12 protein-coding genes are annotated in these 12,545 nt (G+C 31.9%); all 12 read right to left on the bottom strand.

The window, feature by feature from the left end; genetic code table 11:
• Positions 1-114 precede the first annotated feature (114 nt).
• Positions 115-1,497, bottom strand: coding sequence for an RNA polymerase factor sigma-54 (gene rpoN / locus ACTHW2_RS05690; RefSeq protein WP_442263007.1), 1,383 nt, complete (start codon positions 1,495-1,497; stop codon positions 115-117).
• 96 nt (positions 1,498-1,593) lie between these two features.
• Complete coding sequence (gene grdD / locus ACTHW2_RS05685) at positions 1,594-2,778, bottom strand: glycine/sarcosine/betaine reductase complex component C subunit alpha (RefSeq protein WP_442263006.1); 1,185 nt, start codon at positions 2,776-2,778, stop codon at positions 1,594-1,596.
• Between the two features lie 10 nt (positions 2,779-2,788).
• The gene (grdC, locus tag ACTHW2_RS05680; protein ID WP_442263005.1) at positions 2,789-4,327 is read right to left on the bottom strand and encodes a glycine/sarcosine/betaine reductase complex component C subunit beta; all 1,539 of its coding nucleotides are present in this window, start codon (positions 4,325-4,327) and stop codon (positions 2,789-2,791) included.
• Positions 4,328-4,388: 61 nt separating this feature from the next.
• On the bottom strand, positions 4,389-5,699 hold the full coding sequence (gene grdB, locus ACTHW2_RS05675) for a glycine reductase complex selenoprotein B (RefSeq protein ID WP_442263004.1): 1,311 nt from the start codon (positions 5,697-5,699) through the stop codon (positions 4,389-4,391).
• Positions 5,700-5,738: 39 nt separating this feature from the next.
• Positions 5,739-6,212: a glycine/sarcosine/betaine reductase complex selenoprotein A gene (grdA, locus tag ACTHW2_RS05670; protein WP_442263003.1), complete on the bottom strand. Its 474-nt coding sequence runs from the start codon at positions 6,210-6,212 to the stop codon at positions 5,739-5,741.
• Positions 6,213-6,250: 38 nt separating this feature from the next.
• The gene (locus tag ACTHW2_RS05665; RefSeq protein WP_442263002.1) at positions 6,251-7,537 is read right to left on the bottom strand and encodes a glycine/sarcosine/betaine reductase component B subunit; all 1,287 of its coding nucleotides are present in this window, start codon (positions 7,535-7,537) and stop codon (positions 6,251-6,253) included.
• Positions 7,538-7,609: 72 nt separating this feature from the next.
• A complete protein-coding gene (gene trxA, locus ACTHW2_RS05660) occupies positions 7,610-7,927 on the bottom strand; it encodes a thioredoxin TrxA (protein WP_442263001.1) in 318 nt (105 codons plus the stop codon).
• A 16-nt stretch (positions 7,928-7,943) separates the two neighbouring features.
• On the bottom strand, positions 7,944-8,882 hold the full coding sequence (gene trxB / locus ACTHW2_RS05655) for a thioredoxin-disulfide reductase (protein ID WP_442263000.1): 939 nt from the start codon (positions 8,880-8,882) through the stop codon (positions 7,944-7,946).
• A gap of 276 nt (positions 8,883-9,158) precedes the next feature.
• Positions 9,159-9,521 carry a DUF1622 domain-containing protein gene (locus ACTHW2_RS05650; protein WP_442262999.1) on the bottom strand — a complete coding sequence of 121 codons (363 nt, stop codon included), beginning with the start codon at positions 9,519-9,521 and terminating at the stop codon, positions 9,159-9,161.
• 12 nt (positions 9,522-9,533) lie between these two features.
• On the bottom strand, positions 9,534-11,138 hold the full coding sequence (locus ACTHW2_RS05645) for a Na/Pi cotransporter family protein (protein ID WP_442262998.1): 1,605 nt from the start codon (positions 11,136-11,138) through the stop codon (positions 9,534-9,536).
• A gap of 34 nt (positions 11,139-11,172) precedes the next feature.
• Complete coding sequence (locus ACTHW2_RS05640; protein WP_442262997.1) at positions 11,173-11,640, bottom strand: tRNA (cytidine(34)-2'-O)-methyltransferase; 468 nt, start codon at positions 11,638-11,640, stop codon at positions 11,173-11,175.
• A gap of 11 nt (positions 11,641-11,651) precedes the next feature.
• Positions 11,652-12,545, bottom strand: an 894-nt coding sequence (locus tag ACTHW2_RS05635) for a Cof-type HAD-IIB family hydrolase (protein ID WP_442262996.1), incomplete at its 5' end; no start/stop codon positions are given.

Raw genomic sequence — 12,545 nt, 5'->3', positions numbered from 1 at the left:
TTGTATTTACAATGCATAAGGGCCTTTATTCTTTGATTTTACTGCAAAACTCAAGTTATAAGCTTAAAAAAGATTTATTTCAATAGTATTTATATATATTATATATTTTTCTTCTTAGTCAAACCTTTTCCTCATAGTTGAAGAGGGTATTTCAAGTTCATCTCTATACTTAGCTACTGTCCTTCTTGATATGGAACATCCTTTTTCTTTCAATATATCAGATATTTTTTGATCACTATAAGGCTTATTTAAATCTTCACCCTCTATTATATCTTCTATCATAGATTTAATACTAGTTGAAGATACATCACCACTTATTGTATTTACACCTACAGTAAAAAAGTATTTTAATTCAAATACTCCCCTTGGAGTTTGTACATATTTCCCATTTGTAGTTCTTGATACAGTTGATTCATGCATATCTATATCTTCTGCTATCATCTTTAAAGTTAAAGGTTTTAAAGCTTTTTCCCCATTTTCAAAAAAGTCCTTTTGATATTCAAGTATTGCCTCAACTACACGTTTAATAGTATTTCTCCTTTGTTCAATACTTTTTATTATCCAGCTAGCAGAGTTCAATTTTTCAGTTAAAAATGTTTTAGCACTTTCATCTGAACTTTTACTTATCAAATTTTTATAAAATTTATTTATGTTTAACCTAGGTCCTGAAGATTCATTTACACTTACTTTATATTCTCCATCTATATATTCAATATTCGCATCTGGAGTAATATATGCTAGATTTTCTAAACTTTCATCACTAAAAGCTCGACCAGGTTTAGGTTCCAATGTCTTTATATAATCAATAGACTGTTGCACCTTATTTATATCTACCTTTAATTTTTTAGATATTTTATTTAATTTATTTAGTCCTAAATCCTCTAAGTGGTTTTCTATTATTTCTACTGCTAAATTATTCTTTTCTTTATCTTCTAATTGAAGAAGTAAACATTCTTTTAAATCAGAAGCTCCTACACCTTTAGGTTCTAAACTTTGTACTGTTTTTAAAGATTTTTCTATCATTTCATCGTTTACATTTGATAATAAAGATAACTCTTCTAGCTTAATTTTTAAATACCCATTTTTATCTAGATTTTGAATTATATACTCACATACATATTTTAATTTTTTTTCTAAATCTAACAAACCTAGTTGTTCTAAAAGATGCTCTCTTAAGGATTTTGTATAAGTAACAAAATTTTCATATTTTACAGCTTCTTTATTCTTATCTGTTTGCGGTTTATAACTTATATCATCATATTTTTCTATATATTCTTTCCAATCTATATCTTCTTCATTTTCTCTAGTCTTTTCTATGTCTTCTTTGTCTTCTTTACTTTTTTCTATTTCTAGAAGTGGGTTTTTCTCTATTTCATCTCTTATATATTCATTTAATTCTAAACTGTTTAATTGAAGTAACATTATGGCCTGTTGCAGTTCCGGTGTCATTGACAATGTTTGAGTTTGCTTTAATGTTAAATTATATCCCAACTTCATTTTGCATTCTCCTTCTTTAATACATTATATCAAAATTTTATGAAAGTACAAAATCATTTATTGCCAAATAAAAAAACACTCCAAAGGTTGGAGTGTTTAACACATATTGTTATCCTCTACAGCATAGCCTCCATCAGTTAATGCTTTTATAGCATCACAAAGTCTAGCTTCATTTACCATAACTACAGGCCCTGTACAGCCCATACCTGACTCTGCATATATTCCTTTTTTCCAAAGGGTGCTCACTGCATCATCTAGTTCCATTATATCAATGCCACCAATAGTTTCTGTTACAGTTTCTTTTAGTGGGGCTTTTATTTCCTCATCTGTGTCTATGCTATCTTTTGTATCCTTTGTAAATGTTTTTATTATATCTTTTAATCCTGCATCCTTTGCTCGTTTATATTCTTCTTTAGATATTTCTTTTATACTTCCACGAGCAAGGTCTCCCCCATAGGATATAGCATTTGCTATAACTGGACTTCCTGAACTTCTAGAGATTATTAGAACTGTTCTATCTTGTTTTTCACCTATCCCTGGTCCATATCCAAATCCTTGTGATTCATAGACTCCACCAGTGGTAAATGATGAAAATAATTTCATAAGAATATTTCCTGTAAGGGTATCTGTGATCATGACATCTGGCGTACCTAGTATGAGATCATTTCCTCTCATCACATATCCACCATCTGCTCTAGTAGATTCTACAAAGTTTATCTTGTATCCTTTTTCTACTAAATTTTTAAATGCCTTTTCTACTTGTCTTGCACCATCTACATTCAAAATTCCAAGTGTAGGATTTTCTATTCCCATAGATTTAGCAGTTATGATTCCGTGTATACCATTTTTAATCATAGCTCCCACCCTATCCGTTGCAGAAGTACCTGTGGTTGTAGCTATAAACATTTCTTTTCCTTTACCAGGAGTTATGACTCTACCTACTGTAGAGACTCCTATTGGAAAGTTATAATGCATTGTAACACAGGAATCAAGCTTCCCTGCATCTAAAAGTTCTTCCATCTTTTTATATACTTCATCTTCACTTTCTACAATTTCTTGAGATAAAGTAGAATCAACTTTGGGTCCTATTAAGACTACTTCTAAAGAAGAATCTCTCTTTTGAGCAAGTTCTGCACCTTCCACTACATTTTGGATACCTAGTTCACTTCCAAGAGTCGTAATACCAACTCTTGTCTTTTTTCCAAATTGACCAGTTTCTATACCTTCAGCTATATCAGCAAATACTTTACCAATCATAGTTTTTACACTTGCTTCTGACATTTTTTCACCCCTATTCCTTTAAGAGATGAGAAGCGAAGTCCTTCATAGCTTCAGCTACTAAACCTCTTACCTTTTCTTCTGACAAACCTTCAGCTTCTTCCTTTTTACCTTCATTTTTAGATAATACTATAGATATACCATCAAATAAATTTGTCATTCTACCTAAAAACAGGCTACCTTTACCTACAAACATAGCTTTTCCTATATTACCTTCTAAGATTTCATCTCTAGCAAATCCTAAGTAAGGAACTCCTGATGGAATATGTCCTTGAGTTGGAGCCCATCCTTCCATTCCATGTTCTTCTATAAATCTAGGAATATCCCTTCTTTCAAGATCTCCTCTTTTAACTCCTAGGGCTGCTATCATCTTATAATTTGCAGTAGGTACATCTCCAGCTCCAGCTGGTTTTGTAATATCAGGATTTTGCATCTCTACTGAATACTTATCTATGTCTGTAATTTTTAAGTCATTTCTATCTAATGGTTCTGTAACTAATGATGTTATAACTGCCTGAGGTGATGAACCCGTTCCAACTGTATGTCTACCAACCATATCAGTTCTAAAAACTGGATTGATTCCATCATCTTGGCTAACAAGTGTTGCAAATCCAGCCAATACATCTTCTAATACAGGTACTCCTTTTTTAATATGATCTTTACCATTCATCCCAAGTTTAGCAACAGAACCTCCACCAACTACCATGACATTTTTAAAAGTTCCTGCGGCCACAAGAGATGAAGCTACTACTAGAGAATGAGCTGGCGCTGCACAGAATCCTCGAGTGTCTGATCCTGTAGCATTTGTAAGGCCTGCAAACTCTGCAATTGCTTTTGCGAAGTTACCTCCGCCTCTTTGGTTCATATCTCCACAAGCTTCTTCTGAACATTCAATAACATAATCTATTTCTTCTGGATTTATATCATTTTTATCTATCAAATTTAAAGCTGTTATAACTGCCGAAGCTTTTGCGACTAAGTTTTCAAATAGAACTGTAGATGTTAGATTTACATCTATATCATGTGCTCTTTTTACACATCCTATCAGCTCTCCATTATTATATATAGCTTCTCCGCCTTGTTCAGATATTATTTTTTCTACTTCTTCAATATTTGTACCTTCTTTAAGTCTTGATACTAATTCCTCACTTATTAAAGGATGATTGTTTAATTTTACTCTTACACTTTCAGTAAATTCTTTTGTAAGCTTTACAAGATCAAATACATCAACTATTTTTACAAGTCCTATAAACTCCTCTTGAGCTAGTATTTCACCAAATTTCCCATCTTTTTTTACGTCATCTATTTTTTTATCAAACCATGGTTGTTCATATTCTCTCAATTCTTTAGGTTTATGATTACCAATATAAACTTGATTTGGTAAATAGTTTACAACTTCATCAAAACTTCTTAAGTGATTTGGAAGATCTTTGAGATATTTTGAATCTGGATTAGTTTGTTTTTCTGTTGTTTGAGTAGTTCCGTTATGGATAAGCATATCAGGAGCATGAATAAGAACATAACTGGACCCTTTAACTACTGAATATTTCATAAATACACCTCCACTTTTAATAAAAGGATGATTTTCATCATCCTTTTATTGTTATAATTTATTAATTTTCAAAAACTGTTTGTTCATCCACTTCAGTTGATAAAGCATTTAAAGCCTTTTCAACTAATTTTTTTCTAAGTGTTTTTTCTTCTTTTTTATCTAGGTTTGGATCTCCTAATGGATGAGGTATGGCTATAGCTGGAACAATTCTATTTGCTCCTACTGTTAAAGATATTGGTACTACTGTACATATATGAACAACAGGGATTCCTGTTCTTTCAATTTCTTTTACCATCGTTGCACCGCAACGTGTACAAGTACCTCACGTAGAAGTTAATATAACAGCATCTACCTTATCCTCTTTTAACTTTTTACTAAATTCTTCTGCATAAGATTTAGCACTTGCTACAGCTGTTCCATTTCCTACTGTTGTAAAGAAAGTTCCATAAAGCTCACCAATTTTTCCTTCTTTCTCCATAGCTCTTAAGACATCAACTGGCAATACCCTATTAGGATCTTCATTTGCACATGTAGGATCATAACCACCATGAGCAGTTTCAAAATATTGCGCCTCTAAATTTTCAACATCAGAAATATCATAACTTCCATATTTAGAAGCTGAAGAAGATTCTATATGATCTGGATTTCCCTTAGGTACAATTCCTCCTGAGGTTACCAGGGCAATTTTAGCTTTAGACATGTCTTTAATAGCATCTGCTGGCTCTACTCTATCAAAATCAGGCATTGGATATTCAGTTTCAAACTCTTCACCCTTAAGTTTTTTAATTATCATATCCACTGCTCTTTGAGAACCCCTTTTGTCTGCAAAGTAATTTTCCCTTACTCCTCTTTCCATATATCCTTCTTCTTTAGCTGTACCTACTTCTTCTCCCTTAGCATGTTTTAAGGCTAAAGGTACCATTTTAGCTACAGCATCTCTCATCCCTACCGCACTATCTTTGGTAGAAATTATATATACGGATTTTTTAAACATATCTGCACCAGGGTTTTCTATATACATCCCTGTAACAGAAGGTACATTTAACTCCTTCTCTACAGCTTCTGCCATAGTACCACAAGCAAATCCATATCTACCTGCATTAAAAGCTGGTCCTGCTATAAAAAGGTCTGGATTATATTTTTTAATTAGCTCTAGAACTTCTTCTTTAGCTTCTTCAGTGTTTTCACCAAAATAAGTATCTCCACATATAACAGTGGCTACTATCTCAGCTTCTCCTTTAAATCCACCTTGAAAAGCCATTCCAGGTCCTACTGCTCCTTCTCGAACTTCAGGTTTGATATCTGCCTTTTCTTCTCCTCCAATACCTGCAAAGAACTGGTTAATATAATGCACAACTCTTAGTTTACCCATATATTTCCCTCCTTTCTTAAATTCCAAGATATCTATTAATTAAAACTTTGTATGTTCATTTCTCATGGAACCTACTTCTTTTATAATTTCATCTACATCTAGAACCATTTCCATCATACCTATTTGATCATCATAAACTTCTTCATCTACTTCTTTTTTAAATTCTGGTTCTACTGCGTGATAAACCTTAAGTCCTAACTGGACTCCTGCTAATGGACCTGCAAATGTAGGGTCTCCTGCAGTTACTGTCTCAGCTGCTAATCCTGCTGATTCTGCTTCTGCTCCGCCTATAATTACAACAACATTTTCTGCGCCGTATTTATCTGCGATTTCTTTTACCCTTCTTTGATTTTCTAAGTCCATAGCTCCTGCAGCCGTTCAGACAAAACACTCTGTTGCTGAAAAAACTATTTCAGCTGATGTGGTATTTATACAAGCTTCCATTGCTGGTCCTGGTATACCATCTCTATCTCCAATTACAACTACTTTTGAGTTTTCATTGAAAATTGTCATTTTACAACCTCCCTCTTTCTATATAAAAATATAATTTTTTATTTCATTTTTGCAGACATTTTATTAAAACCTAGTTCATTTGTAGCTCCTGTTATAGCTTGGATTTCTACAGTTATAGTTCCATCTTTATTTAAGCTACCATCAAAACCTCCAGCTATAATGTCAGTATAGTCTAGTGTTCCAATAACCTTATCCATCTTTGGTAAGGTTATAACTTCATTTGCATTACCTCCTGTTACTACTGCATTTGCAGAAGGATCAGCATCTGCTAGTGATTGACTTGCACCATCTCTACCAGCATATTCATCTGTTATAATAACAGTTTTTATTCCTTTATCCTCTATTTTTTTGCAGTTCATGATAAGGTCGGTATCTGGGTTACCAAATCCTTCTTGAGATACTACTACACCATCAACACCTAAAAATTCTACAAGCTTTGCAGTCCAGTCTGAAGATCTTTCTTTATCAGCAAGGTATACATTTTCATTTGTAATTATAACTCCTACAAAGTTTAGCTCCTTACCGTGTTTATCATAAAGATCGTGTACAACTGGATTGTTCAAATGATGGTAAGTTGTATTTTTATCACAAGCTGATACACAGTTACCGCTTACTATAGCTCCATCCATTAATTCTGTTGGATAAAGAATTGTTGGAACTATTTGCTTTGCATCTACTCCATATACATAAGTGTCATGAAGAAGTCCTTGAGATTGAAGCATTTGTATATATGCTACCTTAGGAAGATCAGAATGTTTTTCTATTCCCTCTACAAGTGGTAAAGTTTCAAAAATTTCAGTTTTTTCTGGAGTTAATTCTTTGGCAGCCTTAGCTAAATATGCTGCAGCTTTAAATCCTGCAAATCTAACTGCTCTTTCATGATCATGTTGTTTTAGTTCTTCCTTTGGTTGACAAGTTAACACTACATTGTTTAGCTTAGAAAAAGGTGTATATTCTGAACCAGGTCCCACCATATCAATTATACCCTCTTGGAAACCTACTATTTTACCTGTAGTTACAACTGCACAACCCTTTAATACATTAGTTTTTCCTCCACCTACTGTTTCCACTTTAGAAAGTAGTCCAGGGAACACTCCAGCCTTTCCTTCAACTTTAACTCTAGGCTCGATCACATCCTTAACAGGTGTAATTCTAACACTTTCTCCAGGTCTTGCAATTTCAACGTCTACTGTAGCTAAGTGCTCATCTTCTTTTATAAGATTTATTAATTCTTGCTTATTTACATGGAGCACATTATTTTCTACTTTGGTACTATCACCAAATTGGACATCTTTTATAATAATTTGTCCTAATTCTAGACGCATAATTTCACCTCCTCTTATTTTAACAGATATATATCTTAACCTTTATTAAGGTTAAAAACTTTGTTTTATAAATTAAACATGTTTTTTAATCATAGCTTGAATTGATGATTCAGTAGCTTCATCTCCAACTACAGAATCTATCTTTTCACCATCTTTGTAAATAGCTATAACAGGAAGTCCTAATACTTTTTGTCCTATAGCAAGTCTCCTGGCTTTAGTGATATCTAATGATGCAAATTTAATATTTTCACCATGTGTTTTTTCTAACTCCTCAACATGAGGCATTAAAGCTTTACAAGGTTCACAACTTGGACTCCAATAGTCAACAAGTACAAGTCCTTCTGATTTTAAAATCTCTTCTTCAAAATTTTCCTTATTTAATTCTAACATTTAAAACACCTCCTTTTTATTTTTCAAAATTGTTTTCTATATATTTTTCAGCTTGAACAGCTGCTATAGCACCATCTGAAGTTGCTGTTACAACTTGTCTTAAGGATTTTACTCTATTGTCTCCAGCAGCAAATACTCCTTCTACATTTGTATGCATATTATCATCAGTAACTATATAACTTTTTTCCATATCTAATATACCTTCAAATAAACCAGTAGCAGGTAAATAACCTACAAATACAAATATACCAAATGTACCATCATCTTCATCGGGGAAAACTTCTTTTTCTTCTCCTGTTTTAAGGTTTTTAAGTGTAAAGGATTCTAATATACCTTCACCTTTTACCTCAGTTATCGAGCTATCCCAGATAAAATCAATCTTTTCATTTTTAAATGCCTTTTCTTGAATTGATTTTGCGGCCCTAAGCTCATCCCTTCTGTGAATAATAGTAACTTTTCTTGCAAACTTAGTAAGATAAATAGCTTCTTCAACTGCAGAGTCTCCTCCACCTACTACATAAACTTCTAATTCTTCAAAGAAAGCTGCATCGCAAGTAGCGCAATAAGAAATACCTCTGCCAGTTAGCTCTTTTTCACCAGGGGCTCCTATTGTTCTTGGAACAGCACCCGTAGCTACTATAACAGCTTTTGCTTTATATTCATCTTTTTCTCCTTTTACAACTTTTATTTTTTCATCAACCTTAATTTCAACGATCTTATCAGAAACCTTTTGGGCTCCAAACCCTTCTGCTTGTTGCAACATTCTATCAATAAGTACTGGACCTGTAGGATTTACCATGGAACCAGGATAGTTTTCTACATCTGCGGTAGTAACTATTTGCCCTCCAAAGGCATCTTTTTCTATTATCAAAGTAGAAAGTCTAGCCCTTGCCGCATAAAGACCTGCGCTAAGGCCTGCTGGTCCTCCCCCTATAATTATTACATCATATGCCATATATTTCCCTCCTCTTGAAATATTTATACTCTTATATTTATACCCTATATTTATTTTTTAAACTATGTGAATATAATAACAACCACAAATAAAAAACAGAGTAAATAGAACCCTTTCTATTTACTCTGTTTTTTATTCAAAAGTTACTCCTTCGGTAATTTTGTTTTCCAGAGTTTGTCAAATTTAATCTACATCTATAATTTAATCTATATCTATTATAACCTTTAAAAAGAAAGTTTACAAGCAATTTATATCTATAAAAGACTTATAATTGTTTTATGAAGCTTTTGTTGTAGCTTCGGCATCATTGCATATATCTTTTGTACCATGTTTCAGCTCCCAATGGAGAACTATTGTAAGAATTACTCTAAGTAATGCAACGGCTGCAAGTATAATAAATTCATCTAAATCTCTTATTACCACTGTTTTTATTATTTCTGCTCCCAATTTAAATTCAAGACTAAGAGAAAGAGCTTGAGCAAAATTAACTCCAATTCTATCATCCTTAAAATTAAATCTATTAAATAAAAAATTTTTCACAGCTCTAACTCCAGCAATCACAATTATAAGAACCCCTATTAATTCCAAAGTTCCTGTTATATACGGAATAATCATTTCTAAAATTTCATGAATTATCAATTATAACACTCCCTATTTATAGTTATCTAAAATATACATTGCTATATTTACAGAATGGTCTGCTACCCTTTCAAGATTACTGAGTGTATCTAAAAACATTATTCCTGGTTCTGTCATACATAAACCTTTATTTAATCTTTCAATATGTCCTAGTCTATTTCTTTCTTCTATTTCATCGACCTTATCTTCTAGAACTAAAATCTCTCTAGCTAAAGTCTCATTTGAAAACTCAAAGCTTTCTAATGTTTTTGCTACTATTTTTTCACATTTTTCATACATTTCATTTAAACCTTCAACTGCCTCTACACTAAATATTATGCTATGTTCTTCCATATAAAGTGCTAGTTCTGCCATATTTTCAACATGGTCTCCTATTCTTTCCATATCATTTATTGTATAAAGTAAATTGTTTACCTCTTCATGTTCCTTGTTTGAAATAGGAGCGTTAGAAAGATTTACAAGATATTCTGTAATTTGTCTTTCCAATTTATTTATAAGGATTTCTGTTTGTAATATTTTTTCTATTTTTTCATATTTCCCTTTTACTAAAGCTTCATGTGATAATTGTAAGTTTTCTAATACAAGATTCCCCATCCTAAGTATTTCTTTGTTTGTTTGTCCTATAGCTATAGATGGTGTTTCTATAATTCTTTCATCTAGATAAATTGTAGCTGGTTTTTCTTTTACTTCTTCACCAGGAACTAACTTTTCCACAACCTTAACTAAATATATAGCAAATGGGAATTGTATCATTACGTTTAATATATTAAAAAATGAATGCGTATTTGCTATTTGTCTAGACAAATTATCTGGTGATAAGAGTTTTACTACATATTCTAAGGGATATCTAAGTATTAATATAAATATAACAGTACCCACTAAGTTAAATATAAGATGGATAAGAGCTGCTCTTTTAGCAGTCTTATTTGCTCCAATACTAGATAAAAGAGCTGTTGTGGTTGTACCTATATTTTCCCCAAGTAATATTGGAAATATTACCCCCATATTTATCAGTCCTTGACTTGCAAGTGCTTGCAATAGTCCAGTTGCGGCACTACTACTTTGAAGTACAGTAGTAAGTATTGCCCCTACTAAAAGACCTAAAAATGGATTGTCTAGTCCAGCCATAACCCTAGAAAATATTGGTAATTGGGACAATGGAGATAAACCGCTTCCCATCATATCCATTCCTATAAAAAGAATTCCTATACCAATTAAGATTTCCCCTAATTCCTTTGTTTTTTTCTTAGATGTAAAAAGCAAAAGTATTACTCCTACTACAACAGCTAAGGGTGCATAATCTGTTAAATTAAAGGCAATTACCTGAGCTGTAACAGTTGTACCAATGTTTGCTCCCATTATAACGGCAGTAGCTTGAACTAAGGACATAATACCTGCGTTTACAAATCCTACAACCATAACAGTTGTAGCACTACTACTTTGAATTATTGTAGTAACAGCTATACCAATAAGTATACCTAAAAATCTATTTTGTGTTAAAATACCTATTATTCTTTTCAGTTTTGTTCCAGCAGCTTTTTGAAGGCCTGTTCCCATTACATTCATACCATATAGAAATAAACCTAATCCTCCTAATACTGGTAATGCAATATCCATTTTATTCCTCCCATAACAAGTTTATAATCTATCATTATCTTAAACCCAAAAATTCTAACTGTCTTAGACCTTCGAATAAGATTACATTAGCTGAGTTTGATAAGTTAAAAGATCTTTTTATACTATCTATCATTGGGATTTTAATCGTAGTTTCCCAGTTCTTTTCTAATATATCTTCACTTAAACCTTTAGTTTCTTTTCCAAAGACAAAAAAGGATTCATCTTTGTATTTAAAATCTGTATACAAGTTTTCTGTTTTAGTAGTGGCAAAATAAAAGTCATTATTAGGATATCTTAAAAAAACTTCTTCAAAACTATCATAATAATTAATATCTATTAAGTGCCAATAGTCAAGTCCTGCTCTTTTTAAATATTTATCTTCTACTGAAAATCCAAGCGGTCTTACTAAATGAAGCTTTGTATTTGTAAGAGCGCATGTTCGCGCTATACTTCCAGTATTATGTGGTATTTGTGGTTCTACAAGTACTATATTTAATGACATATTCTTTACCTCTATAATATATATTTTTCTATTATTTCTGCTACACCATCTTCATCATTTGTAGATGTAATTATATCTGCAACAGATTTTACATTTTCTTTTGCATTGCCCATAGAAACTCCAAGACCCGCAAAATTCAACATTGATAAATCATTTTCATTATCTCCTACTGCTATTATCTCATTTCTATGTATATTTAATTTTTCACAAAGATATTTCAAGCTATTTCCTTTAGACACATCTTTTTCCATGATCTCAACATTGTTGCTCCATGAGCTACATATATTTATATCTTCTACTTCTTTCAGTTCTTCTCTTAATTTATATAGTTTTTTTCTATCTTCATCAATAAAAATGAATTTATATATATCTATATCTTTTTTTAATATATCTTCAATATGATTATATAAATTAAACTTTATTTTTTCTTCTTCTAGACTATCTGCTGGATTATAGAACTTTATTATATCTTCTACATATTTATTTGAATAAAAACTATCTTTTCCATAAAAATGATAGTATACGTCATTTTTATCCGCAATATGGGCTATATTTTCTATTCGACCTGGATCAATATGTTTTTCAAAAATTATATTTTTATTTTCATCTATTATTACTGCTCCATTACTTGATATGATAGGCCTTTTTAGATTTATTTTAGAAGAATAATTTATTGCAGAAGTCATAAGTCTTCCTGTTGCTAAAACTACATATACACCCTTATCTCCAGCCCTTAAAATTGCATCTCTAGTTCTTTTATTTATTGTATTTTGACTATTTAATAATGTACCATCCATATCTATGGCTATTAATTTATAATCCAATTCTTTTTCCTCCTTTTCATCTATACTAATAGCTCGTTGCAGAACTCTACAACTCGCATATTTACTACGTTTATTTACATT

Source organism: Tissierella sp. (genome assembly GCF_052089545.1).
Lineage (GTDB): Bacteria > Bacillota > Clostridia > Tissierellales > Tissierellaceae > Tissierella_A.
Note: the sequence above shows the minus strand (reverse complement) of the source record. Positions and strands in the feature narration are given on the sequence as shown.